Source organism: Mesorhizobium sp. M0018, assembly GCF_040323955.1.
GTDB lineage: Bacteria > Pseudomonadota > Alphaproteobacteria > Rhizobiales > Rhizobiaceae > Mesorhizobium.
Genome location: NZ_JAMYVL010000012.1, coordinates 84,932 through 107,859, shown reverse-complemented (window position 1 = coordinate 107,859; position 22,928 = coordinate 84,932). Strand labels below are relative to the sequence as shown.

22 protein-coding genes and 1 riboswitch are annotated in these 22,928 nt (G+C 62.2%); of the genes, 7 read left to right on the top strand and 15 right to left on the bottom strand.

The features are described 5' to 3' along the window. Nucleotides 1-10: 10 nt before the first annotated feature. Complete coding sequence (locus NKJ81_RS18540) at nt 11-463, top strand: hypothetical protein (RefSeq protein ID WP_352541309.1); 453 nt, start codon at nt 11-13, stop codon at nt 461-463. Between the two features lie 17 nt (nt 464-480). Here NKJ81_RS18540 and NKJ81_RS18535 read toward each other — a convergent pair whose 3' ends face one another. Next, complete coding sequence (locus tag NKJ81_RS18535; RefSeq protein ID WP_352541308.1) at nt 481-1,575, bottom strand: 2'-deoxycytidine 5'-triphosphate deaminase; 1,095 nt, start codon at nt 1,573-1,575, stop codon at nt 481-483. 135 nt (nt 1,576-1,710) lie between these two features. Continuing rightward, nucleotides 1,711-1,788, top strand: a riboswitch (SAM riboswitch). A 70-nt stretch (nt 1,789-1,858) separates the two neighbouring features. Here NKJ81_RS18535 and NKJ81_RS18530 point away from each other — a divergent pair. Then, the gene (locus NKJ81_RS18530; RefSeq protein ID WP_352541307.1) at nt 1,859-3,049 is read left to right on the top strand and encodes an O-succinylhomoserine sulfhydrylase; all 1,191 of its coding nucleotides are present in this window, start codon (nt 1,859-1,861) and stop codon (nt 3,047-3,049) included. 37 nt (nt 3,050-3,086) lie between these two features. Here the strand turns inward: NKJ81_RS18530 and NKJ81_RS18525 are convergent, their stop codons facing one another. Further along, a complete protein-coding gene (locus tag NKJ81_RS18525; RefSeq protein WP_352541306.1) occupies nt 3,087-4,238 on the bottom strand; it encodes a ceramide glucosyltransferase in 1,152 nt (383 codons plus the stop codon). A gap of 227 nt (nt 4,239-4,465) precedes the next feature. On the opposite strand from NKJ81_RS18525, the gene apaG reads away from it, so the two are divergent. Beyond that, on the top strand, nt 4,466-4,858 hold the full coding sequence (gene apaG / locus NKJ81_RS18520) for a Co2+/Mg2+ efflux facilitator ApaG/CorD (RefSeq protein ID WP_352470114.1): 393 nt from the start codon (nt 4,466-4,468) through the stop codon (nt 4,856-4,858). A gap of 6 nt (nt 4,859-4,864) precedes the next feature. On the opposite strand, the gene NKJ81_RS18515 is transcribed toward apaG, so the two are convergent. The 3 genes from NKJ81_RS18515 to NKJ81_RS18505 all read right to left on the bottom strand — a co-directional run bounded on the left by NKJ81_RS18515 (nt 4,865) and on the right by NKJ81_RS18505 (nt 8,163). Continuing rightward, complete coding sequence (locus NKJ81_RS18515; protein WP_352541305.1) at nt 4,865-5,875, bottom strand: Hsp33 family molecular chaperone; 1,011 nt, start codon at nt 5,873-5,875, stop codon at nt 4,865-4,867. Between the two features lie 162 nt (nt 5,876-6,037). Continuing rightward, the gene (gene argF / locus NKJ81_RS18510) at nt 6,038-6,949 is read right to left on the bottom strand and encodes an ornithine carbamoyltransferase (RefSeq protein WP_352541304.1); all 912 of its coding nucleotides are present in this window, start codon (nt 6,947-6,949) and stop codon (nt 6,038-6,040) included. Nucleotides 6,950-6,963: 14 nt separating this feature from the next. Beyond that, on the bottom strand, nt 6,964-8,163 hold the full coding sequence (locus NKJ81_RS18505) for an aspartate aminotransferase family protein (protein WP_352541303.1): 1,200 nt from the start codon (nt 8,161-8,163) through the stop codon (nt 6,964-6,966). A 355-nt stretch (nt 8,164-8,518) separates the two neighbouring features. Here NKJ81_RS18505 and NKJ81_RS18500 point away from each other — a divergent pair, with 355 nt between their 5' ends. Then, entirely contained in the window at nt 8,519-9,043 is a 525-nt protein-coding gene (locus NKJ81_RS18500; RefSeq protein ID WP_023677348.1) for a GcrA family cell cycle regulator, read from the top strand. A 90-nt stretch (nt 9,044-9,133) separates the two neighbouring features. Here the strand turns inward: NKJ81_RS18500 and NKJ81_RS18495 are convergent, their stop codons facing one another. The 3 genes from NKJ81_RS18495 to NKJ81_RS18485 form a co-directional block, all read right to left on the bottom strand. Continuing rightward, a complete protein-coding gene (locus NKJ81_RS18495) occupies nt 9,134-10,141 on the bottom strand; it encodes a magnesium and cobalt transport protein CorA (protein ID WP_352541302.1) in 1,008 nt (335 codons plus the stop codon). 116 nt (nt 10,142-10,257) lie between these two features. Next, nucleotides 10,258-10,983 carry a phosphate signaling complex protein PhoU gene (gene phoU, locus NKJ81_RS18490; RefSeq protein ID WP_023677346.1) on the bottom strand — a complete coding sequence of 242 codons (726 nt, stop codon included), beginning with the start codon at nt 10,981-10,983 and terminating at the stop codon, nt 10,258-10,260. Between the two features lie 117 nt (nt 10,984-11,100). After that, complete coding sequence (locus NKJ81_RS18485) at nt 11,101-12,363, bottom strand: ATP-binding protein (protein WP_352501704.1); 1,263 nt, start codon at nt 12,361-12,363, stop codon at nt 11,101-11,103. A gap of 197 nt (nt 12,364-12,560) precedes the next feature. Between NKJ81_RS18485 and ppk2 the strand changes: the two genes are divergently transcribed. Beyond that, the gene (gene ppk2, locus NKJ81_RS18480; RefSeq protein ID WP_352541301.1) at nt 12,561-13,463 is read left to right on the top strand and encodes a polyphosphate kinase 2; all 903 of its coding nucleotides are present in this window, start codon (nt 12,561-12,563) and stop codon (nt 13,461-13,463) included. A gap of 24 nt (nt 13,464-13,487) precedes the next feature. Here the strand turns inward: ppk2 and NKJ81_RS18475 are convergent, their stop codons facing one another. The 3 genes from NKJ81_RS18475 to NKJ81_RS18465 all read right to left on the bottom strand — a co-directional run bounded on the left by NKJ81_RS18475 (nt 13,488) and on the right by NKJ81_RS18465 (nt 15,720). Next, nucleotides 13,488-14,237, bottom strand: a complete 750-nt coding sequence (locus tag NKJ81_RS18475; RefSeq protein ID WP_023677343.1) for an enoyl-CoA hydratase-related protein — start codon at nt 14,235-14,237, stop codon at nt 13,488-13,490. 15 nt (nt 14,238-14,252) lie between these two features. Beyond that, nucleotides 14,253-14,891 carry an acyl-homoserine-lactone synthase gene (locus NKJ81_RS18470; RefSeq protein ID WP_023677342.1) on the bottom strand — a complete coding sequence of 213 codons (639 nt, stop codon included), beginning with the start codon at nt 14,889-14,891 and terminating at the stop codon, nt 14,253-14,255. A 97-nt stretch (nt 14,892-14,988) separates the two neighbouring features. Continuing rightward, entirely contained in the window at nt 14,989-15,720 is a 732-nt protein-coding gene (locus NKJ81_RS18465) for a helix-turn-helix transcriptional regulator (RefSeq protein WP_352470107.1), read from the bottom strand. Between the two features lie 270 nt (nt 15,721-15,990). Between NKJ81_RS18465 and NKJ81_RS18460 the strand changes: the two genes are divergently transcribed. Continuing rightward, nucleotides 15,991-16,842, top strand: a complete 852-nt coding sequence (locus NKJ81_RS18460; RefSeq protein WP_352541300.1) for an ABC transporter substrate-binding protein — start codon at nt 15,991-15,993, stop codon at nt 16,840-16,842. Nucleotides 16,843-16,856: 14 nt separating this feature from the next. Here NKJ81_RS18460 and NKJ81_RS18455 read toward each other — a convergent pair whose 3' ends face one another. Further along, on the bottom strand, nt 16,857-17,267 hold the full coding sequence (locus NKJ81_RS18455; RefSeq protein WP_352541299.1) for a tellurite resistance TerB family protein: 411 nt from the start codon (nt 17,265-17,267) through the stop codon (nt 16,857-16,859). A gap of 245 nt (nt 17,268-17,512) precedes the next feature. On the opposite strand from NKJ81_RS18455, the gene NKJ81_RS18450 reads away from it, so the two are divergent. Further along, nucleotides 17,513-19,168: a lysine--tRNA ligase gene (locus NKJ81_RS18450; RefSeq protein WP_352541298.1), complete on the top strand. Its 1,656-nt coding sequence runs from the start codon at nt 17,513-17,515 to the stop codon at nt 19,166-19,168. Here the strand turns inward: NKJ81_RS18450 and NKJ81_RS18445 are convergent. The 3 genes from NKJ81_RS18445 to NKJ81_RS18435 all read right to left on the bottom strand — a co-directional run bounded on the left by NKJ81_RS18445 (nt 19,131) and on the right by NKJ81_RS18435 (nt 22,927). Further along, nucleotides 19,131-19,970 carry a thermonuclease family protein gene (locus tag NKJ81_RS18445; protein WP_352541297.1) on the bottom strand — a complete coding sequence of 280 codons (840 nt, stop codon included), beginning with the start codon at nt 19,968-19,970 and terminating at the stop codon, nt 19,131-19,133. The two genes, NKJ81_RS18450 and NKJ81_RS18445, sit on opposite strands and share 38 nt — an antisense overlap. An 11-nt stretch (nt 19,971-19,981) precedes the next feature. After that, the gene (locus NKJ81_RS18440; protein ID WP_352541296.1) at nt 19,982-20,626 is read right to left on the bottom strand and encodes a S24 family peptidase; all 645 of its coding nucleotides are present in this window, start codon (nt 20,624-20,626) and stop codon (nt 19,982-19,984) included. Between the two features lie 81 nt (nt 20,627-20,707). After that, entirely contained in the window at nt 20,708-22,927 is a 2,220-nt protein-coding gene (locus tag NKJ81_RS18435; protein WP_352541295.1) for a 3-hydroxyacyl-CoA dehydrogenase NAD-binding domain-containing protein, read from the bottom strand. Between the last annotated feature and the right edge of the window lies 1 nt (nt 22,928).

Here is a 22,928-nt window from a genome sequence, read left to right as displayed (position 1 = left end):
GGGGCGAGAAATGAACGGCCTGCGGATTGGCACTGTGTTCGTAAGTTTAGTCCTGTTCCTCGCCTATTTCTCCCCAGCGGCTTACAGCGCCGGACAATGCAGCGCAAAATCCTATCGCGAGGCCCGGATGTCGATGACTAACCGGCTTCTGGCCACCGGCTATTCGAAATCGCAAGTGAGCTTTCTGATGCGCAACGCGGATCGCATGACGTCCGCACTCCGCGCTGACAGACTGAACGACAATGGCAGAGCCTGCGGTGTCGACTCCGCCAGAGCCCATGTGCTGGGATGTATCGACAAGCAGTTGTTCCCCTTGCAGTCCAGCTCAAGCGCCTCACTTGACGACGAGAAGCAAACCAGAGGATTTTGGGGGAAGAAGCGATTGGCAGTGCGAGAACTGCTCTTTATCGGTCAGTTTCATGGCTGCCTTGGCGCCGCGAAAGAATATCTGTTTCGCGGCTGACGGAATTGCGAACAAGCTCAGCGGGCGGCGCGGAAATGCTTGGACAGTTTCAGGCCCTGTGCCTGATAATTCGAGCCGAGATCAGTGCCGTAGAGCGCCTGCGGCCGTTTCAGCATGTGCTCGTAGACCAGCCGTCCGACGATCTGGCCGTGGTCGAGGATGAACGGCACTTCGTGGCTGCGTACCTCGAGCACCGCCCGGCTGCCGGTGCCGCCCGACGCCGAATGGCCGAAACCCGGGTCGAAGAAACCGGCATAATGGACGCGGAACTCGCCGACCAGCGGATCGAAGGGCGTCATTTCGGCCGCGTAGAGCGGCGGCACATGCACCGCCTCGCGCGACACCAGAATATAGAATTCGTCCGGATCGAGCACCAGCTCGCCGGCACCGCTCTTGTAGAGCGGCTCCCAGAAATCGACGACATCCTGCGCGGCGCGCTTGTCGACGTCGACCAGGCCGGTGTGGTGCTTGCCGCGATAGCCGACAAGCCCATCCTTGTCGCCGTCGAGGTCGATCGACAGCGCGATGCCGCCGCCTGAGATGTTGGGTGGTTCGGTGGCGACCAACATTTCGGCGTGGTGCAACTCGTGCAGCTCGTTTTCCGACAAGAGCGCATTGCCGGTGCGGAACCTGACCTGCGACAGCCGCGAGCCGGTCCGCACGACAATCGGGAAAGTGCGCGGGCTGACCTCCAGATAGAGCGGGCCTTCATAGCCGGCGGCGATCTTGTCGAACTCGTGGCCACGGTCGGTCATTACCCGGGTGAAGATATCGAGCCGTCCGGTCGAGCTTTTCGGGTTGGCGGAGGCGGAAATATGGGCGGGCAGCGCCAGGCTCTCGAGCAGCGGCACGATGTAGACGCAGCCGGTTTCCAGCACGGCACCTTCGGCGAGGTTGATCTCGTGCAGCTTCAGCCGGTCGAGCTTGTCGACAACCCTGTGGTCCGGGCCGGGCAAGAAGGAAGCACGCACCCGCCAGGCCTTGTCGCCGAGCCTGAGGTCAAGGCTGGCCGGCTGGATCTGATCGGCATCGAGCGTGCGCGGCGATTTCAGCGCGCCCGTCTGGAACAGCGCGGAAATATCCTGATCGGGAAGAATGCCTGTCTGCCGCAAGGGTCTGGCTCCGTTCGAACGCCGGGCGAGGTCTTGTTCTGTCGCAGGTCCGACCGTGGACGCGTTTGGCACCTGCTTGGTACAACCCTCTTAATCATGCCGGCAATTGACGCAAGCGTGGCGCGGGTCTAAAGCTCGTTATCCCGTGGTGATTTGGCCGGTCGGCTTGCAGCCACGTTAAACAAGTCGCTAAAGGACCGTCAGGCCGCAAGGCCATATGGACCGGTTGCGACTTTCGCGACCGGTTTTTTGTTGTTTGGACCAATTTTGGTGTTTGGATGGAATGATGACCAAGAAGCGCGACTGGAAGCCTCAGACCGCACTCGTGCATGCCGGAACGCTGCGTTCCGGCTTCGGCGAGACCTCCGAGGCGATGTATCTCACCCAAGGCTATGTCTACGAGACGGCGCAAGCGGCGGAGGCCCGCTTCAAGGGCGAGGAGCCGGGCTTCATCTATTCGCGCTATGCCAATCCGACGGTCGACATGTTTGAAAAACGCATGTGCGCGCTGGAAGGAGCCGAAGACGCGCGCGCCACGGCATCCGGCATGGCGGCGGTGACGGCAGCACTGCTGTGCAGCGCCAAGGCGGGCGACCATATCGTGGCGGCGCGCGCGCTGTTCGGCTCCTGCCGCTGGGTGGTCGAGACGCTGGCGCCGAAATACGGCATTGAGGCAACGCTGGTCGACGGCACCGACATCGCCAATTGGGAAAAGGCGGTCAAGCCAAACACCAAACTGTTCTTCCTGGAAAGCCCGACCAATCCTACGCTGGAAGTGATCGACATTGCCGCCGTCGCGGCACTTGCCAATGCGATCGGCGCCAGGCTGATCGTCGACAATGTGTTCGCCACGCCCTTGCAGCAGAAACCCCTGCAGCTCGGCGCCCACATCGTCGTCTATTCGGCCACGAAGCATATTGACGGCCAGGGGCGCTGTCTTGGCGGCATCGTTCTGTCGGACAAGAAATGGATCGACGAGAACCTGCATGACTATTTCCGCCACACCGGCCCAAGCCTCTCGCCCTTCAATGCCTGGACGCTGCTGAAGGGCCTGGAGACGCTGCCGCTACGCGTACGCCAGCAGACGGAAAGTGCCGGCCGCATCGCGGATTTCCTGGCCGAGCGCCCGCAAATCGCCCGTGTCATCTATCCCGGCCGTGCCGACCACCCGCAAGCGGCCGTGGTCAAGAGGCAGATGTCGGGTGGCTCGACGCTGATCTGCATGGATGTGAAGGGCGGCAAGCAGGCGGCCTTTGCCTTCCAGAACGCACTCGACGTCGTGCTCATTTCCAACAATCTCGGCGACGCCAAGAGCCTGATCACCCATCCGGCGACGACGACGCACAAGAACTTGACCGATGAGGCCCGCGCCGAGCTCGGCATCGGACCGGGAACGCTCAGGCTGTCAGTTGGCCTTGAGGACGCCGACGACCTGCTCGAAGACATCGAGCAGGCACTGAGAGTTGCCGGATAAGGGCTGGCCGAACAGAGGCGAGCGGGAACGCGCCCGATCAGGCGCCGGACGGGGTCTCTTCCAGCTCCGCGACGGTCTTTGTCTGGATAGTCATCACGTTGCCGCGCCAGTCGACGGCGCCGCTCAGCCATCCGCGCGCCCAAATGGCGGGAAGCATCAGGTCTCGCGCCATCATCGCCGGGATCGTGCGCGGCGACAGGTGCCATCCCTTGGCCGAGGCCAAGGCGCATTCCGGCAGGTAGGCCGCGACCAGCACGGCGATGGCGGTTGCCGGCAGGCTGACGCCGGCGTCAGCCGCCGCGATCAGCGCAAACACCAGCGGCGGCGCCGCGCCGATCAGGATCTCGGGGGCGAAGAACAGCGCGAAGGTGACGCGGCGCAGCCGCGCCCAGCGCGCCTGCCGCGACCAGATCTCGCCAAGCGTGCGCCGGCCGAGCGGCTGTTCGAAGGGCGAGGCGACAAGATTGACCCGCAGTCCGAGCCCGTTGACCAGCTTGGTCGCGGCCGCGTCCTCGGCGATCTCGGCGGCAAGCGCGCGGATGCCGCCATTGGCGTCGAGCATCGGCTTGTTCCACAACATGCTCTTGCCCTGCGCGAAGCCGAGGCCGAGCGCCTCTCCGGCGTACTGCCAGCGTGCCTGCAGCGTGTTGAGAAAGGCGCATTCGACCTCCCCCCAGAAGCCGTCCGGCCGCGAGCCGATCGGCGTCGAGCAGACGAGGCCGGTGTCGTGCCGCCATGCCGCCATCAGCTGCTGGACGTAGTCGCTCGGCATAAGCACATTGGAATCGGCAAGGATGACCCAGCGATAACGCCCCGCCTCCCAACCCTTCACGCAATTGTTGAGTTTTGGATTGCCGCTGATGCGGTCGTCACCGACTAGAAGGCGGGCGCGAATAGCTGGAAAGCGCGCCATTGCTGCGGTGATCGGCTTGACCACCGGGTCGTCGGCATGGGCGACACAGAAGATGAGTTCGTAGCGCGGCCAGTCGAGTGAGAAGGCGCGCTCCAGCGTCTCTTCGGCAAACGGCTCGACGCCGCGTGCCGGGATGACGATCGATACCGGCGGCGCGTTGGCGGGCGGTGCGATCCTGGCTGGTCGCTTCAGCTTCAGCGAAGCTAACAGGATGCTGGCGAGATTTGAAAGAAGGAGGGCTATGGAAAGGAGGGCGGCTGCGAATGTCGGTTCCATCGAGATCTGGTCACTCCAGAAGTGCCGGCCGCATGACGGCCGTTTTCAACAATTCGACAGAACGCTGAGTCGCCCGGCACAAGCCTGCACACCATCATTGTCATGTGTCACTTAAATGACATTGTTTTTCGGCACCTGCGCTCGAGTCGGGCAAGGAGATGACGCGCATCGTTGATCAAACTGCGCTGAGCGTCGAAAGTTCCATCTACATTGCTTTGGAGCAGTTTATGTACAGCGCCGTCACCCGCAACATCGAAGTGCAGGTCAGGCCGTTCTATCTGGAGGATCACTCCGACCCTCCGCAAAACCGCTATGTCTGGGGATATCAGGTGACCATCGACAATCAGTCGGATGAGTTCGTGCAGCTTCTGTCGCGCTACTGGCACATTACCGACGGCACCGGCAAGGTCGAGGAAGTGCGCGGCCCCGGGGTCGTCGGCGAGCAACCCGGACTCAACCCCGGCGACAGCTATCAGTATACGTCTGGATGCCCGCTCTCGACGCCGTCCGGCATCATGGTCGGGCACTACACCATGCGCAACAGGCGGGGCGAGACGTTCGACGTCGCCATCCCCGCCTTCTCGCTCGACTTGCCGGGAATGCGGCGCACCGTCAATTGACGGCCGTCATCCGGCCGCTGCAAACTCCGCCGGGTCGAAGTCATATTGCTTCGAGCAGAATTCGCAGGCGACGTGAATGCTGCCATCCTCGGTGCTGTCCCTGATCTCCTCGGCGGAAAAGCCTTCAAGGATGCCGTGGATCTTGTCCCTCGAGCATGAGCACTGGTCGGCGACCGGCACCCCGCCGAACACACGGACGCCATGCTCGTGGAAAAGCCGGTAAAGCAGCCGTTCGGCGCCGATCGTCGGATCGATCAGCTCGGTCGGTTCAATAGTACCAAGCAGCGCCAGCAGCTCCTGCCAGGAATTGTCGGTCGGGTCGTGGATCTCCTCACGCGGATCGCCGTCGCCACCGGGAAGGTCGGGTACGCGCATGCGCTCCGCCGATTGCGGCAGGAATTGTGCCAGCAGGCCACCGGCCCGCCATTGCTCGCGAGCACCGCCGACGCCCGGCGTCAGAAGCTTGGCAACCGAAAGCCGGAGGTCGGTCGGAATCTGCTCCGACTGGCGGAAATAAGTGCGTGCGGCATCTTCCAGTGTGACGCCGTCGAGCTGGACGATGCCCTGGTAGCGTTGTGTGTGGGCGCCCTGGTCGATGGTCAGCGCCAGGACGCCGCTGCCGAGCAGCGTCTGCGGTGACGTCTCGCCGGCAGAAGTCAAAGCCTGCAGCCGGTCGGCATCGAAGCGGGCATAAGCGCGCAGCGCGTGCGGCGTGGAGAAATCCGCGACCAGCATGTCGACCGGCCCGTCGGTGCGGGTCTGCAGAATGAACTTGCCCTCGAACTTCAGCGAAGTTCCGAGCAATACCGTCAACACACAGGCTTCAGCCAGGAGCCGGGCGACCGGCTCGGGATAGTCGTGACGGCTGAGAATAGCATCGAGCATCGGCCCGAGCTGGACGGTGCGACCGCGCACGTCGAGTGGGCCGACCTCGAACGGCACGACATGGTCGTCGCCGGCGTAGCCGAATTCGCCGAGCTTGGGTTTATGTTCAGCCAATTGATGAGTTTCCAACATGACAAAGCTCCGGGGCGCGGCGATGCCGCCCTCCGGGGCGCATGCGACGAGACGCGCTCGATTTGCGTGATGCGCCTGAGATAGGCACCACCAACTCCCGGATCAAGGCGGCCCAGATCAAGGCGGCGCAGATCAGGCCGGCGCGGATCACCGCGGCTCGTATCAAACGCCCAGGCACCAGGCCAGGACTGCCTTCTGGGCATGGAGCCGGTTCTCGGCCTCATCGAACACCACCGAATGCGGTCCGTCGATGACCTCGTCGGTAACCTCCTCACCGCGATGCGCCGGCAGACAGTGCATGAACAGCGCATCCGGCTTGGCTTTCGCCATCAGTGCCGCATTGACCTGATAGGGCAGGAAGACATTGTGGCCGCGGGCACGGTGCTCCTGGCCCATCGACACCCAGCAGTCGGTGACGATGCAGTCGGCCTCGTGAACGGCCTCCTCGGGCGAACGGGTGAATTTCAGCTTGCCGCCATTGGCTTTCGACCAGTCGACATGCTTCTGGGCCGGTTCGCTGCCCTCGGGCACGGCGACATTCAGCTTGAAATGGAACCGCGCGGATGCCTCCAGCAGCGAATGCAGCACGTTGTTGCCGTCGCCGGTCCAAGCGATCGTTTTACCGGCCACCGGACCGCGGTGCTCTTCGAAGGTCATGATGTCGGCCATCAGCTGGCAGGGATGGGTCTCGTCGGTCAGCCCGTTAATGACGGGGACCGTAGCGTTTTCCATCAGTTCCAGCAGCCGGTCATGCGAGGTGGTGCGGATCATGATGGCATCGACGTAGCGCGACAGCACCTTGGCCGTGTCGGCAATGGTCTCCGAGCGGCCAAGCTGCATCTCGGTGCCGGTCAGCATGATCGTCTCGCCACCCAATTGCCGCATACCGACGTCGAACGACACGCGCGTGCGCGTCGACGGCTTGTCGAAGATCATCGCCAGCACCTTGCCTTCGAGCGGCTTGCTGCGTTCGCCGGCCTTGAGCCTTGCCTTTCGCACCGCTGCGTCGTCGAGCATGAAGCGCAGATCGCCTTCGGAAACGGCGGAAAGATCGGTGAAATGGCGAAGGGACATCAGGAATTCCAGGATTACTTCGCAGCGGCAGCGACGATGGCATCTGCCAGGCTCTTGGCGCCGACACGAATGCGCTCGAGCGCTTCGCGGATCTCGGCGTCGGTGACGGTGAGAGGCGGCAGCAGGCGGATAACGTTGTCGCCGGCCGGAACCGTCAAGAGATGCTGGTCACGCAGTGCCACCGTGACCTTGGTGTTGGGCATCGCGCATTTAAGCCCGAGCATCAGGCCGGTGCCCCTGATGCTTTCGATAACATCCGGAAATTCGTCGGCGACGCCAGCGAGCCCCTGCTTCAACAGCAGTGCCTTGCGCTGGACGTCTTCGAGAAAGCCGTCTTCCAGTACCACGTCGAGCACGGCGTTGCCGACCGCCATTGCCAGCGGATTGCCGCCGAAGGTGGTGCCGTGCACGCCGGCGGTCATGCCGACCGCTGCCTCGTCGGTGGCGAGGCAGGCACCCATCGGGAAGCCGCCGCCGATGCCTTTGGCCACCGCCATGAGGTCGGGGGTGACACCCGCCCACTCATGCGCGAACAGCTTTCCGGTGCGGCCGACGCCGCATTGGACCTCGTCGAAAATCAGGAGCAGTCCGTGCTGATCGCAGAGCTGCCTGAGCCGCTTCAGCGATTGCGTCGGCACTTGCCTGATGCCGCCCTCGCCTTGCACCGGCTCGATCAGGATCGCCGCGGTTTCAGGCGTGATCGCCTTCTCGGTGGCATCCACATCGTCGAAACCGACCTGGTCGAAGCCGTCGACCTTGGGGCCGAAACCTTCCAGATACTTGTACTGGCCGCCGGCGGCGATGGTCGCCAGGGTGCGGCCGTGGAAGGCGCCTTCGAAGGTGATTGTGCGGTAGCGCTCGGGATGGCCCTTGACGAAGTGGTAGCGCCGCGCCGTCTTGATGGCGCATTCGAGCGCCTCTGCGCCGGAATTGGTGAAGAACACCTTGTCGGCAAAGCTTGCGTCGGCCAGCCGCTCGCCGAGCCGGCTCTGTCCCGGAATCTCGTACAGATTAGAGACGTGCCAGAGCTTGGCGGCCTGCTCGGTGAGGGCCGCGACCAGATGCGGATGGCTGTAGCCCAACGAATTCACGGCGATGCCGCCGGCGAAATCGAGATATCGCTCGCCCTTGTCGGTGACCAGCCAGGTGCCTTCACCGTGGTCGAAAGCCAGGGGTGCGCGAACAAAGGTCTCGAAAAGCGCCGAACCGCTCATTATATGCGTCTCCGGAACCGGAAAAATCAAAAAGCCGCCAAAGCGGCGGCCCTTGTGGCTTATCGTGTTTTTCGGCCGTGAAGTCAACGAAAAGGTCGCGCAAGGTCGCGCGGCAAGCCCCCCAGCATAACGCCGGCTCCTAAGCGACCGGGCAAGTTGGGGAAAACCGAAAAAACCGATTCGTGTTGGCCTTGGGACTCTTGTCACCGAGTCAGCGCATAAGGTAATTGTAGTAGAGAAATAACTAGATTTCGTGCGGCGGACCTAATCACCCGATATATGTGGTGTCTGCCCGGCAGAAGCCGGGTCGGGAATGGATTCCGATTGCCGCACGTTTCAGCAGGAGCGCGGTCTCATGAACTGGACTGACGAGCGAGTCGAACTTCTCAGAAAATTGTGGTCGGAGGGCCTCAGCGCCAGCCAGATCGCCGCACAGCTTGGCGGGGTCAGCCGCAATGCGGTCATCGGCAAAGTGCACCGGCTGAAACTGTCCGGTCGCGGACGCACGACCGCCTCACCGGCACGCCAGAAGAAGACGGTGCAGGGATCGACGATCCAGAAATCGGTGTCCCGGGCAGCAAGCGCCACGCGCCATGCCACCACCTCGATGTCGATCGGTGCGACCGCGCTCAAGGCGCAGTTCGATGCCGAACCGGTGGCGCGCCACTATATCCGCCCGGTCGAGAACGTCGTCGTGCCGATCTCGCGGCATCTGCAACTTGTCGAACTCAACGAGCGCACTTGCAAATGGCCGAACGGCGATCCGCTTTCGGAAGACTTCCATTTCTGCGGCAACGACGCCGCCGAAACCGGCCCCTACTGCAAGTACCACGCCCGCGTGGCGTTCCAGCCGGCATCGGAGCGGCGGCGGAGCAGGTGAATGGTGAATGGTGAATGGTGGCGGGCTGAGCTTGGAGTAAGAAAGCAAGGCTCTTGCCTAGCCCTATTCACTATTGATCATTCACCCACTTCATAGCCACCCATTCTTGCGAAACCGCCAGTAAAGAAACGTGCAGATCAGGGCAATTGCCGCCAGGACGGCCGGGTAGCCATATTCCATCCTCAGTTCCGGCATGTCGCTGAAATTCATGCCGTAAATGCCGGCGAATGCCGTCGGCACGGCCAAGATTGCGGCCCATGAGGCAAGCTTCTTGGAGATCGCCGTCTCCTGGCTTTGACCGACCAGAAGGCTCGCCTCGAAGGCGAAGGCGAGAACCTCACGCAGGCTGTCGATCTTTTCCTGGACAGTGCGGATGTGGTCGGTGACGTCGCGAAACAGCGGGTGCATGGCTGTGTGGATTTGCGGCAGATCGGCGCTGGTGAGCCGCCGGCAGACCTCCACCAGCGGCAGGGCCGCATTACGCAGGCGCAAGAGATCGCGGCGCAGCATGTAAAGCCGTTCGATATCGGAGCCGGTCATCGGTTTCAGCAGAACCTTGTCCTCGATCGCCTCGACCTCGTTTTCGATCTGCTCAAGCACCGGCATATAGTTGTCGACGATGAAATCGAGAATGGCGTAGAGGACGAAATCCTCGCCCTTGGCAAGGGAATGCGGGCAGCTTTCCCAATGCTGGCGAACGGCGGCGTAGGAGGTCGACGGGCCATGCCTGACGCTGACGATGTAGCCCGCGCCGACGAACAGATGCGTCTCGCCGAAGGTGACGCGGCTGTCGATCAGCTGCGCCGTGCGGGCAACGATGAACAGGGCATCACCATATTGCTCGATCTTCGGTCGCTGGTGCGGATGCTCGGCGTCCTCGATCGCCAGCTCATGCAGATGGAATTGCGCCTGGACGCGCAGCAACAAATTGCGGTCGGGCTCCAGCAGTCCGATCCAGACCACGTGGCCCGGCTTCCCGGCCCATTCGCCGGCTTCCTCGATCGGAATGTCGGCGATGCGCCGCCCAGCCGTATAGACGCCGCAAGCGATTATACCCGACATCGGCGGCGCAGGAGCAAACTCGCGGACATATCCCATCGCAGCCTCCTGAAGGCGGGGCCTTCATCGCGGAACTGAGAAGTCGGCGCGTCGAAAGCTTAGCGCAATTTTCTGTCGGGTGGCGAATCCGAAATTCGCATCAGTGCTGAGAGAACTCACTTCGCTGGTTGGGTTGCGGGAAGAATAATCTTGTCCGTCTTATCGCCCTTCGGACGATCGGCCGGCATCTGGTCGCCGGTGACGATATAGTAGATCGTCTCGGCGATGTTGGTGGCGTGGTCGCCGATGCGCTCGATGTTCTTGGCGCAAAACAGGAGATGTGTGCAGGGCGTGATGTTGCGTGGGTCTTCCATCATGTAGGTCAGCAATTCGCGAAACAGAGAGGTGTACATGGCGTCGATCTGGTCGTCGCGGTCGCGCACGAAACCGATTTTCTCCACCGACCGCGACGCATAGACGTCGAGTACTTCCTTGAGCTGGGTCAGTGCCAGATTGGCCAAAGCCTCGAGGCCGCGGAACAGGCTGTTCGGCTGGCGCCCGTCTGCGACGGCAACCACCCGCTTGGCGACGTTCTTGCCGAGGTCGCCTACCCGTTCGAGGTCAGCCGAGATGCGGATCGCGCCGACGATCTCGCGCAGATCCGTCGCCATCGGCTGGCGTTTGGCGATGATGATGATCGCCTTGTCGTCGATCTCGCGCTGTCCCTCATCCAGAACTAGGTCGTCCCGAATGACTTTCTGGGCAAGCCCCGGATCCGCATTGACCAGCGCCGCGACCGCCTGCTCGACCATGCGCTCGGCATGCCCGCCCATCGCAGCGATGCGCTTCGACAGATATTTCAGCTCCTCGTCATAGGCGCTGACGATATGCACGGACTGCATGGACGAAATGCCTTCCCGGGATCTCGTGGTTGAGTCGTTCCCTCGAATCCCCGCTGATACGCTAGCCGGATGACAGAAAAAAGAAACGGCCCATTATGTGCTAGAGATAGTACTACGTTAGCGAGCCGGCAAATGGACCGTGAACGCCGCACCCTTGCCGATCTCCGACCTGATGGAGAGTCTGGCGTTGTGGCGGGTCAGGATATGCTTGACGATGGACAGGCCAAGGCCGGTGCCCTTCTGGGTTCGGCTGTTCTCGACGTCGACGCGGTAGAAACGCTCGGTGATGCGCGGGATGTGCTCTTCGGGGATGCCGGGGCCGAAATCCCTGATGGTGACGTCGATGCCCGGTTCGGGATCGCTGTCGCTGCGTATGATCGACACCACGACACGTCCGCCCGACTGACCATATTTGCAGGCGTTTTCCAGCAGATTTTCGAAGACCTGGAAAAGCTCGTCCCGATCGCCGGCCACGTCGAGCGGCCCTTCCGCGAAATCACGCTCGATGACGACGCCGTTTTCCTTTGCGAGCGGCCCAAGCGAATCGATGACGCTGTCGATGGCCTGGCGCACGTCGACCTCGGTTCCCGGCTTGAGATAGGGCTTCATCTCCAGGCGCGACAGCGACAGAAGGTCGTCGATGAGGCGCGCCATGCGGCTGGTCTGGTTCTGCATGATCTGCAGGAACTGCTCGCGCGCCGCGGGGTCGTTGCGGGCCGGCCCGCGCAGCGTCTCGATGAAGCCGGCGATCGAGGCGAGAGGCGTGCGCAGCTCGTGGCTGGCATTGGCAATGAAGTCGGCACGCATTCTGTCGATCCGGCGCGCCTCACTCTGGTCCTTGAACACCAGCACGTAGAGATCCGTGGCATGGCCGACTGAAGACGCGCTCACCCGATAGGCTCGTTCGACCGGCAGCTTTTCTATGTAGTCGACGCTGTCCGAAGCGACGTTGCCCGCCAAGATGCTATCCAGCAAGGCCTGCATTTCCGGCGCGCGGAATTTCAGCGACAGCGACATGCCGGGGGCAATCCCACCGAAGGCGGCAAAGGCAGCGGCGTTGGCGTGGACGATGGCGGCGGAGCGATCGAAAATGATCAGCGGATCGGCAACCGCCGCCGCGAGATATTCGCCGGAAAGTTGTTGCACGCCCGACTCGATGGCCGCGGCATTTTCGGTCGATTGGCGGGCGATGCCGGCCGGCAGCATCGCAGCGGCAACCAGCACGGCGCCAGCCAGCAGCACCACATAGCCAGACATGCCGGCAAAACCATAGACCATCAGAACCGCAACGAGACCGGCCGCCAGCAGCCAGCGGCTGTTCCACAGCCGCATGGCGACGGTTTGCGCCCTGCCTCTCCGCTCTGTGCCGATGTCGGCCATTTGCGCTCCGTCTGCGGCCACTTCAAGAACTTCTTGCTGGACCGGCGCTAGAGCGCAGTGCGTCCAATTGGGCGCACAAAGGACGCTCTACCTCTTTATCTGCTGCATCGTTCTTTCCGAAAATCGATTCCGATTTTCGGGCCGATGCAGTAAGGCTCCCAATAGCACGAGTCCGGAAGCTGGAAAGGTTCGCCTCGATGAAAAACGCCAAGGAAAGCCCCGCCGCACCCTCATCGGGGCCGCTGAAGATCATGATCGGCGGCAAGGAGAGGGCGTTCGACATCGAGGCCCCCGCGCTTCCCGACTGGGTCGAGGACCGCAAGCTCACTGCCGGCGGTTACCCTTACGACAAGAAGATGAAGAGCGAGGAGTATGACGAGAGGCTAGAGAAGCTGCAGATCGAGCTGGTCAAGGCGCAGGCGTGGCTGCAGTCGACGGGCAAGCGGGTAATGTCGCTGTTCGAGGGGCGCGACGCTGCCGGCAAGGGCGGCACGATCTTCGTTTTGCGCCAGTATCTGAACCCTCGCACGGCGCGCAACGTGGCGCTGACCAAGCCAACGCCCACCGAGCTTGGACAATGGTACTTCCAGCGCTACGTCGACCACTTCCCGACGTCGGGCGAATTCGTCACCTTCGACCGCTCCTGGTATAACCGCGCCGGCGTTGAACCGGTGATGGGATTCTGCACGCCCGAGCAGCACGAGCAATTTCTGGACGAGGTTCCGCATTTCGAGCGGATGATTCGCAACGAGGGCATACATTTCTTCAAATTCTGGCTGAACATCGGCCGGGAAACGCAGCTCGAGCGATTCCACGACCGCCGCTGGAGCCCGCTGAAGAGCTGGAAGTTTTCGCCAATCGACATCGCCGGCATCACCAAATGGGACGAATACACCAAAGCGCGCGACCTGATGGTCGAGCGCACGCACAAGGAGTTCGCGCCCTGGATCATTGTGCGGGCGAACGACAAACGGCGCGCGCGGCTGGCCGTCATGCAGCGCATTCTCCTTTCGCTTCCCTATGACGGCCGCGACCTCGACGTCATCGGCAAGGAGGACAAGAAGATCATCGGCGAAGGGCCGACTTTCCTCGAAAAATAAGCTCACCTCATCGATACGCGGCTCTCATGCCGCCAGCCGGGCAATCCGCTGCAGTCGCTTCAGCGTGGTGTCGTCCTGCAGCGCCTGCTGGAAAAGCGAGATCTCCTGATCGATGCGGTCGCAGAGCGCGCCGGTGTCGCCCCTAAGCAGGTCGCGCGTCTGTAGCAGCGCCGCGACAGGCTTCTTGGCGAGTTGCCTGGCTCTTGCCAACGTGGCTTCCTCGACGCTGCCGTCCGTCACGATCTCGCCGACAAGGCCCAGTGCCCTGGCATCTTCGGCGGCGAGCGTGTCGCCCAGGCAGAAGAAGCGGAACGCCCCGGCATAGCCGAGCTTCTGCGGCGCCAGAATGCTGGTCGCCGCGTCCGGCACCAGGCCGAAATCGACGAACGGCACCCGAAACGTGCTCTTGCTCGAGGCGATCACCATGTCGCAGTGGAACAGGATGGTGCAACCGACGCCGACGGCGTCGCCGTCGACACAGGCAAGGACCGGTTTCGGAAACGTCGCCAGCGTGCGGAACATATCGGTGACGGCGGCGATCAGTCGCCGATGTTTGGTGGCGTCGAGAAATTCGGAGAAATCGGCACCGAGGCAGAAGCACCCGGCCAAGCCGCGCAGGACCACTACGCGGACGTCGTCGTCGACAGCGGCTTCGTGGAATGTCCTGGCCAGGCTTTCATAGGCCCGCCTGTCCAGCACCGGGCGGCCGTCACCCGACGATACCGTGACGATCAGCGTGTGATTGCGGAATTCTGCTTTTGAGTGAACGTTCATGGCCTCTCTCCAATCTCACGAGGCGCGTCTCTGTCCGAGCATGTCCGGGTACCCTCTGGCCAGCACCGGCGCAAAGTGGTTGCGGCGCGAACGCACCACGTCGAGCGTGTGCTCGTTGAAGGTGAGCAGTGTGGCAACCACCTGCTGGTTGCCATAGGTACGCTGGTAACCGAGCGGCGTTGCCAGGAAATGCAGCTGCAGCGCGCGAAGCACCCACATCGGCTCGAATTCGATGATCACCTGGTTGACGTTGCGCTTCAGACCCCACTCGACGAAGCCGGCGATCAGCTCGGTGCCGACCGTCGACACGCCGCGCCGACCGTCGCGGAATCCCGGCGCAACCGCATAGCGGGTCAGTTCATAGACATTCGGGCCCGACGGTGGGGTTCCCTCATAAAGGTCCGCCAGCACATCGGTTAGAAGATGGGCCCGGGTTGTCGGCAACATCCGCTGATAACCGGCGAGCTCGCCATTGCGGATGACGATCTGGTGCACTGCCTCGTCGTGGTCGAATTGATCGATCTCGAGGCCATCAGGGCGCTGCAGATCGGTCCATCCCATCTCTTCGACGAAAACTCTGTAACGCAAACGATGAACTGCCTCCCAGAGGTCGGGCCGTTCCATCAATTCCTGGGTTGTGAGGGAAAAAAGCATTTGCCGTCTCCTAGTTTCAATAGGAAGATACGGCCGTGCTTTCCCAAAAAAATTACGCGATCACGCAAGCAAGAATTTCTAGGCCGGCGCGGCCGACCTAGTTAATATAGCCGCGCCTTATCGCTTCCGCGACGGCCTGGACCCGGTTGACGGCACCGAGTTTGCTTTTGGCGTTAAGAAGGTGTTTCTCTGACGTGTGTTCCGAAATGCCGAGAATTTGTGAAATCTCCCATTCGGACTTGCCAACAGCAGCCCATTGCAGGCATTCGCGCTCACGCGGCGTTAATTCGACATGATCGATGGTTTTGCCCGCCATGGTGTGGAGCTGCATTGCGCGGCCAATCGCATAAGTCGAGACCAGCGACACCAACCCGAAATCGGCGCTCGACAATTCGACAGCCTCGCCGCCTAGCGACACCATGACGATCTGGCCATCGAGCGTGATTAGCGGGAAGGCCAACCCGTCGCGCAGCTTGAATTCGCCGGCATCGCCCATCACCTCGCCGCCGCTCTTGCCGATGCGGATGCCCTGAGATGCTTCCCGCCACTGGAATGGCGCTTGAAGCTGCTTCATGTGGCTGACGACGGGGTCGTGATCGACGTAGTTGCGCGCGACGTAGCGCTCAAGCCATTCAGCCGGCCAGTCGCAGAGCAGCACATGGTCCTTTTGCTGGTTTCTCGGTGTGCCAGGTTGCGGAACCGTCCCGGCCATCAGCGCCGTCAGCCCGAACCCGCTTGTTACCCCCAGCAGCTTTTCGCAGACGGCGGCGGCTGTGCCGGCGTGCTGCAACTGATCTATCAACTCCAGCGTACGATCGAAATGACCCATCGCAACATCTACCCCATGTTGCCTTCCGCTCTTGACGCCAATGGCAGTGATCAACCCGCACCACGCCATCAACCCCGGACTGCAAAGCTGCCTCCCCTGTGCGTCCTACTGCTCCTCTTCAGCCGGCATCACGCAGTCACTTGCAAACTCACTAAACAATATCCCTAAATTGCAATGATGAAACCAAAAACCGTCGTACCTGTGTTTTTTTCGTACAAAAACCTGTTATTTCGTACGAAAGCCGGGGCAAGACCCGGACGGAGTCGTCGCGTGGCGTTTCGGCGCATATCCATTTCATTGATCTCGATATTGATCGGAGCGCAATCGCTTGCGGTTGCTGCGCTCGCCGCGGAGCCGCAGGTGCCGGTGTTCTGGGACGCCAAGGAGCGGCTGCCAAAGCCGGACCTTTCGATGCTGCCGCGGCTGCGATTCCTGACCACCACGGATTTCCCGCCGTTCAATTTCCTCGATGGGGCAGGCCGGCTGTCGGGCTTCCATGTCGACCTGGCGCGCGCCATCTGCGCCGAGCTCGGCATTGCCGAAAAATGCCAGATCCAGGCGCTGCCCTGGGCCGAGCTCGAAGGTGCGCTCGGGAAAGGCGAGGGCGAAGCGATCATTGCCGGCATCGCCGCGACGCCGGAGTCGCGGTCGAAATACGCATTTTCACGCTCCTACCTGCAATTTCCGGCACGCTTCATCATGCTGAAGACACAGGCGCTGACCGAACCAATGTTCGACAAGCTGCGCAGCAAGCGTGTCGGCGTGATCGCCGGCTCCGCGCACGAGCGGATGCTGCGCGATTATTTCGGCGACGTCCAAATCGTCCCGTTCGCAAAGCCGGAGGAGCTTTATGGCGAGCTGAAAGCGGGCAAGATCGATGCCGCCTTCGGCGACGGCATGCGTTTCGCCTTCTGGCTCGGCGGTTCGGATGCAGCGGGCTGCTGCCGCTTTGCCGGCGGCCCCTATCTGGCGCCCGAATATCTCGGCTCAGGCATGACAATCGCCACCAGGGCCGACGATCCGGCACTGGCCGCCGCTTTCGACTACGCGCTGCAGGAAATCTCGATGAAAGGCACGTTCGCCGAGTTCTATCTGCGCTATTTTCCCGTCAGTTTTTTCTGAGCTTGGCCGCCGGCTCAGGTCAGCGTGCGAAGGCGGGCCTTGGCGGCTCGCGCAATGGCGGCGACCGTCAGCGCATCGAGGTCGAGTTCCCGGCGGACGAGCTGCAGAACGCGTACCTCCTCCAGGCGTATTTCGAGATCGACAGCTGCGACCTCGAAGGCGGCGGCATAGGCGGTGTCACGCAGGCGTTCGGGCAGCGCCTCGGCGACGCGCGCCAGGACGCCCTCCAGCCCATCCTTTTCATGCAGCATTTTCTGGCAGGCCTGGGCGACCTCGACCAGCCGCTCCTGGTTGAAATCCTCAAACACCGGCCAGGATCGAACGACGTCGCCGATCCGCGCCAGTTCGACGTCGGTCATGTCGCGGTCTGACGCCGAGGTGATGACCATCAGGTAGATCATGGCTTCGTGTGGCGACAATGGCATTTACAACTCCTTGAGATGGTCCCGAAGTTAGGAACGAGGGACCGGCGCCGCAAGGAAAAACAGCCGCGATCGTTGGCGCTCCGATCACGCCTTGGAAGTTGATCCATCCTGACTATCGGGACGGGGGCTCTTAATCTTCTTGCCTGATCACGGTCCTGCCCGAAAACCGGGTTCCACTTTTCGGGATCATGGTCTAGAGCATGCGGCTGCCGGCATGGATGCTGGCAAAGTGCAGGAATAGCATCATGGCCGAACAACAGCCGATCGATCTCAGCCCGGAAGTCCTCGCCGCCGCCGCCGAAAGCAAGGCGTGGCCATTCGAGGAAGCGAAAAAGATCGTCGCCCGCTACGCGAGCAGCGGCTACCCGGAAACGGTGCTGTTCGAGACCGGCTACGGCCCGTCCGGCCTGCCGCACATCGGCACGTTCGGCGAGGTGGCGCGCACATCTATGGTGCGCCACGCCTTCCGCGTGCTGACCGAAGACAAGGTCAAGACGCGGCTGCTTTGCTTCTCCGACGACATGGACGGATTGCGCAAGGTGCCTGACAATGTGCCTAACAAGGACATGCTGCGCGCCTATCTCGGCAAGCCGCTGACCAGGATACCGGACCCGTTCTCCAATGAGTATCCGTCCTTCGGCGCCGCCAATAACGCACGGCTGCGCACTTTCCTCGACCGTTTCGGCTTCGATTACGAATTCGCTTCCTCGACCGACTATTATACTTCCGGCCGCTTCGACGCGACGCTGCTCAAGATGCTCGAGCGCTTCGATAAGGTGATGGCAATTATGCTGCCGTCGCTGCGCGAGGAGCGGGCGCTGAGCTATTCGCCCTTCCTGCCGATCCATCCCAAGACCGGCATCGTCATGCAAGTCGCGATCGACGAGCGCAAGCTCGACGCCGGCACCATCGTGTGGCGCGACCCGGACACCGGCGAGCGCTTCGAGACGCCGGTGACCGGCGGTCATGCCAAGCTGCAATGGAAGCCAGATTGGGCGATGCGGTGGGCAGCACTCGGCGTCGATTACGAGATGTCCGGCAAGGATCTGATCGATTCCGTCAAGCTCGCCGGGCAGATTTGCCGCGCGCTCGATGCTCCGGCACCGGAGGGCTTCAATTACGAGCTGTTCCTCGATGAGAACGGCCAGAAGATCTCGAAGTCGAAGGGCAATGGGCTGACCATCGACGAGTGGCTGACTTACGCGCCGACCGAGAGCCTTAGCCTTTATATGTTCCAGCGCCCGCGAACCGCGAAGAAGCTCTATTTCGACGTCATCCCGAAGGCGGTAGACGAATATTACACGTTCCTCTCTGCCTATCAGAGGCAGGACTGGAAGGAGCGGCTGGGCAATCCGGTCTGGCACATGCATGACGGCAATCCCCCGGCAGTCGACCTGCCGGTTCCGTTCTCGCTGCTGCTCAACCTGGTCAGCGCCTCGAATGCGCAGAACAGGGACGTGCTGTGGGGTTTCATTTCGCGCCACGCGCCGGGTGTGACGCCGACAACCCATCCCGAGCTCGACCGGCTGGCCGAATATGCCATCCGCTATTTCGACGATTTCGTGAAGCCGGCGAAAGTGTACCGTGCTGCCGACGCGGTCGAGCGCGAGGCGCTGACCAAGCTTTCGGAAGCGCTCGCCGCGCTGCCGGCTGATGCCGACAGCGAGGCAATCCAGAACGCTGCCCTCAATGTTGCGCGCAAGATCGAGCGCTACCAGGATCATTCCAAGCAGAGCCCGGAGGGCGGACCCGGTGTCTCCGTCGCCTTCTTCCAGATGATCTATCAGGTGCTGATAGGTCAGGAACGCGGACCGCGCTTCGGCTCCTTCGCCGCGCTCTACGGCATCGCCGAAACGCGCGAGCTCATTCAGCGGGCGCTGGCTGGTCAGCTGGCGGCATGAGGACGCCGTCTTGCTCCTCCAGGATCGAGCTAGGCGCTACAGGCGCGGATCGCGACGCAGCAGCCGGGAGCGGCGGCAGGCCTGAAACGCTCGGCGCCGGCCCGAAGACGCCTTTTTTTGCTGCACGCGCCTTCTCGCCGGCTTCTACGTAAGGGCCGCCCTTGGCGGCGCGCGCCCAGCCATTTTCGACCAGCCATTGACCGACATCCTGATTACCGATCCGGCACTCGGCGGCGATCAGATCACGACCGCCTTCGGGCGGCACGGCACAGACCACCGCACGACTGCGGAGAAAGGCGCGGAAGGCCGTTCGCGCCCGAATGCCGCAATTCCAGGACTCGCCGCCGTCGGTGCAAGTCTCCTCCTGCTTGACGATGTCGATCCCGGAAACCGCAATCGAATAGCCCTTTGCTTCGATGACCCCGGCGGCCGACGCGACGGGCTGGAATAGTTTCGTGCCTTTCCAGTCGTCGGGCATTTTCGTTTTTGGCGGCTTGGGCGGTCCAGCCAATGCCAGATCGCTCAACGGGGCGCGCGGCTCTATCCGTTCAAGCTCGTTGGAACCGGGCTGCGGCGGCACCACGATGTCTGGATCGATTGCCCTCGAATGCGCCGCCTGCTTGGCCGGCACTGGTTTCGGGATGGCCGACGTAGCCGGCGCGGCGGGCTGAGTTTCGGCGCCGACCTGGATTTGCTCCCAGGGGCCGCCGCTTTCGCTCTGGACGGCGCGGCCGCCGGCGACAATTGCCGTGGCCATCGCCGGGATCGCCAGAACAGCCAAAGCAAGGTGAGGCAGACGCACCGGCCCCGCGCCTACTGGCTTGCCCAGACAATCCGCGCCACCCATTCGACATCGCGCATGAGGATGTCGCGGTCCGGGTGATCGGGATTGAGGGAGACCAGCGCGATCGACCTCGGTGTCTGGCGGTCAAGCACCTTGGCCATCACCTCGCCGGCATTGGTCTTGACGACGACGCGATCACCCTTTCGTATGGTAGCCCCTGGCTCGACGATCAGGACATCGCCATTGCGATAGAGCGGCAGCATGGAATCGCCCTGGACCTTCAAGGCATAGGAGGTCTCGGTTGCCCGTGCCGGAAGCTCGATCAGATCCCATCCCTGCCCCGCTGGAAACCCGGCGTCGTCGAAGAAGCCACCGGCGCCCGCCTGGGCGAAGCCGAGCAGCGGCACCGACGATCTCTGCACGGGTAGTGCGCCGGAATTACCCCGACCCTCGACCAGCCCCGCAAATTCGTCCAGCGAGGCGCCGGTCGCCTCAATGATCTTGGCCAGCGATTCGGTCGACGGCCAGCGCGGCCGTCCATCTGAGGACAGCCGCTTCGATTTGTTGAAGGCGGTCGAGTCGAGGCCTGCGCGCCTGGCCAGTCCGGAGGCCGAAAGCGAATAACGCTCGGCGAGAGCGTCGATGGCGGCCCAAACGCGGTCGTGCGAGAGCACCTTGCTCTCCTTCGAAACAGGAAAAAATACCTTCCGTGTTCTACCCCTTGGCCGCCATCTTGTCCACCGCCGAAGACGGCGTCAGGCCGCCTCCTTGGCCTCGTCCCTGGTATAGGGATCGAAGCGCTCGTAGAAGGTCTCGCCCTTCTCGGCCATATCAAGCAGCAGCTTCGGCGCCTTGAACTCGGTGCCGTATTTCTTCTGCAGGCGCTTGGCGATTTTGACGAATTTCTTAGCGCCGATGCCGTCGATGTAGGACAGTGCACCGCCTGTATAGGGCGCGAAGCCGAAGGCCAGGATCGAGCCGACATCGGCCTCGCGTGGGTCGGTAACGATGCCCTCTTCCATCACCCGTACCGCCTCAAGCGCGATGGTGACCAGCAGCCGCTGCTTCAGTTCCTCATAATCAACCTGCTCCGGCGCCAGCTGCGGGTAGAGATCCCTGAGACCTGGCCACAGCTTCTTCTTGGCCGGTTTTGCCGGATAGTCATAGAAGCCCTTGCTGTTCTTGCGGCCCAAGCGACCATGCGTGTCGACCATCGTGTTGATCAGCGCCATCTGCTTCGGATCGACCGCCTTGTCGCCGAGATCGCGCATGGTCTGCTTCATGATCTTCTGGGCAAGGTCGATCGCGGTCTCGTCGGTCAACGCCAGAGGACCGACCGGCATGCCGGCGGCTTTCGCCGCATTCTCGATCATCGGCGCCGGAACACCTTCGATCAGCATCTTGTAGGCTTCCGACATGTAGCGCAGTACGCAGCGATTGACGTAAAAACCGCGCGTATCGTTGACAACGATCGGCGTCTTCTTGATGGCGCGGACGAAGTCGATTGCGGTGGCCAGCGCCTTGTCGCCGGTCTTCTTGCCGAGGATGATCTCGACCAGCATCATCTTGTCGACCGGCGAGAAGAAGTGGATGCCGATGAAATTCTTTGGCCGCGCCGAATTCCTGGCCAGCGATGTGATCGGTATGGTCGACGTATTCGAGGCGAAGATCGCCGACTGCTTGAGCACAGCCTCGGCCTGTTCGGTGGCATCCTTCTTGACGGCCGAGTCCTCGAACACCGCCTCGACCACAAGATCGCAGCCGGCAAGATCCGCGTAATCGGCCGTCGGCGTGATCAGCGACAGCAACCGATCCTTGTCCTGCGGCTTGGCACGGCCCTTTTTCACCTGATCCGAGATAAGGGTCTCGGAATGCGCCTTGCCCTTGGCGGCGGACTCCATGTCACGGTCGAGCAGCACCACCGGAATGCCGGCCTTGGCCGTCACATAGGCAATGCCAGCGCCCATGAAGCCGGCGCCGAGTACGCCGATCTTCTTGAACTTCGTTTCCGGCACACCGGCCGGGCGGCGCGCGCCCTTGTTCAGTTCCTGGAGCGACACGAACAGCGAACGGATCATCGCTGCCGCTTCCCTGGTCTGCATAATCTCGGTGAAATAGCGTTGCTCGATCCGCAGGGCGGTGTCGAACGGCACCAACAAGCCCTCGTAAACGCATTTCAGGATGGCGGCAGCGGCGGGATAATTGCCATAGGTCTCGCGGCGCAGAATGGCGATGGCCGGGGGCCACAGATTGGCACCGGCCACCGAATAGATCGGGGCGCCGGGCAGCTTGAAGCCCTTTTCATCCCATGGCGCCACCGGTTTCAAGCCGTTCCTGATCATCGCCTTGGCGGTTTCGACCAGCTTGTCCGGCTCGGCAATCTCATGGATCAAGCCCATCGACTTGGCCTTCTGAGGCGACAGCGTCTGGCCGGACGTCAGCATTTGCAGCGCCTGCTGCTGGTCGGTCAGCCGCGGCACGCGCTGGGTGCCGCCGGCGCCCGGAAAAATGCCGATCTTCACTTCGGGAAGCGCCATCCTCACTTTGTCTGAATCGGCCGCGACACGGCCATGGCAGGCGAGCGACAATTCGAACGCGCCACCCATGCATGTGCCGTTGATCGCCGAAACCCATGGCTTTCCCGACGTTTCCAGCTTGCGGAACAGGCCGTTCATGGTGCCCGCATTGTCGAACAGGGCCTTGGTCGCCTTCTCCGGGTCCTTCGCCTTGTCGGCGGCGAGGGTCGCCAGCATCTTCTGCAGCATGGTGATGTCGGCGCCGCCCGAGAACGTATCCTTGCCGGAGGTGATCACCGCGCCCTTTATCGCTGCATCGCTCGCCACTTTGTCGACGATGGTATTCAGTTCGAGCATCACCTCCTCGGTGAAGACGTTCATCGAACGGTCCGGCATGTCCCAGGTGACCAGCGCAATGCCGTCGGCGTCGATGTCGAGGGTGAAATTGGTGTAGCTCATC

Excerpts from the sequence above, each read along its gene's own strand:
- NKJ81_RS18530 (WP_352541307.1), top strand. The coding sequence starts at position 1,859 with ATGATGACCAAGAAGCGCGACTGGAAGCCTCAGACCGCACTCGTGCAT.
- NKJ81_RS18500 (WP_023677348.1), top strand. The coding sequence starts at position 8,519 with ATGAACTGGACTGACGAGCGAGTCGAACTTCTCAGAAAATTGTGGTCG.
- NKJ81_RS18505 (WP_352541303.1), bottom strand. The coding sequence starts at position 8,163 with ATGAGCGGTTCGGCGCTTTTCGAGACCTTTGTTCGCGCACCCCTGGCT.
- NKJ81_RS18450 (WP_352541298.1), top strand. The coding sequence starts at position 17,513 with ATGGCCGAACAACAGCCGATCGATCTCAGCCCGGAAGTCCTCGCCGCC.
- NKJ81_RS18465 (WP_352470107.1), bottom strand. The coding sequence starts at position 15,720 with ATGGGTCATTTCGATCGTACGCTGGAGTTGATAGATCAGTTGCAGCAC.
- NKJ81_RS18515 (WP_352541305.1), bottom strand. The coding sequence starts at position 5,875 with ATGTTGGAAACTCATCAATTGGCTGAACATAAACCCAAGCTCGGCGAA.
- NKJ81_RS18495 (WP_352541302.1), bottom strand. The coding sequence starts at position 10,141 with ATGGGATATGTCCGCGAGTTTGCTCCTGCGCCGCCGATGTCGGGTATA.
- NKJ81_RS18485 (WP_352501704.1), bottom strand. The coding sequence starts at position 12,363 with ATGGCCGACATCGGCACAGAGCGGAGAGGCAGGGCGCAAACCGTCGCC.
- NKJ81_RS18475 (WP_023677343.1), bottom strand. The coding sequence starts at position 14,237 with ATGAACGTTCACTCAAAAGCAGAATTCCGCAATCACACGCTGATCGTC.
- argF (WP_352541304.1), bottom strand. The coding sequence starts at position 6,949 with ATGTCCCTTCGCCATTTCACCGATCTTTCCGCCGTTTCCGAAGGCGAT.
- ppk2 (WP_352541301.1), top strand. The coding sequence starts at position 12,561 with ATGAAAAACGCCAAGGAAAGCCCCGCCGCACCCTCATCGGGGCCGCTG.
- NKJ81_RS18455 (WP_352541299.1), bottom strand. The coding sequence starts at position 17,267 with ATGCCATTGTCGCCACACGAAGCCATGATCTACCTGATGGTCATCACC.
- apaG (WP_352470114.1), top strand. The coding sequence starts at position 4,466 with ATGTACAGCGCCGTCACCCGCAACATCGAAGTGCAGGTCAGGCCGTTC.
- NKJ81_RS18470 (WP_023677342.1), bottom strand. The coding sequence starts at position 14,891 with ATGCTTTTTTCCCTCACAACCCAGGAATTGATGGAACGGCCCGACCTC.
- NKJ81_RS18540 (WP_352541309.1), top strand. The coding sequence starts at position 11 with ATGAACGGCCTGCGGATTGGCACTGTGTTCGTAAGTTTAGTCCTGTTC.
- NKJ81_RS18525 (WP_352541306.1), bottom strand. The coding sequence starts at position 4,238 with ATGGAACCGACATTCGCAGCCGCCCTCCTTTCCATAGCCCTCCTTCTT.
- NKJ81_RS18435 (WP_352541295.1), bottom strand. The coding sequence starts at position 22,927 with ATGAGCTACACCAATTTCACCCTCGACATCGACGCCGACGGCATTGCG.
- phoU (WP_023677346.1), bottom strand. The coding sequence starts at position 10,983 with ATGCAGTCCGTGCATATCGTCAGCGCCTATGACGAGGAGCTGAAATAT.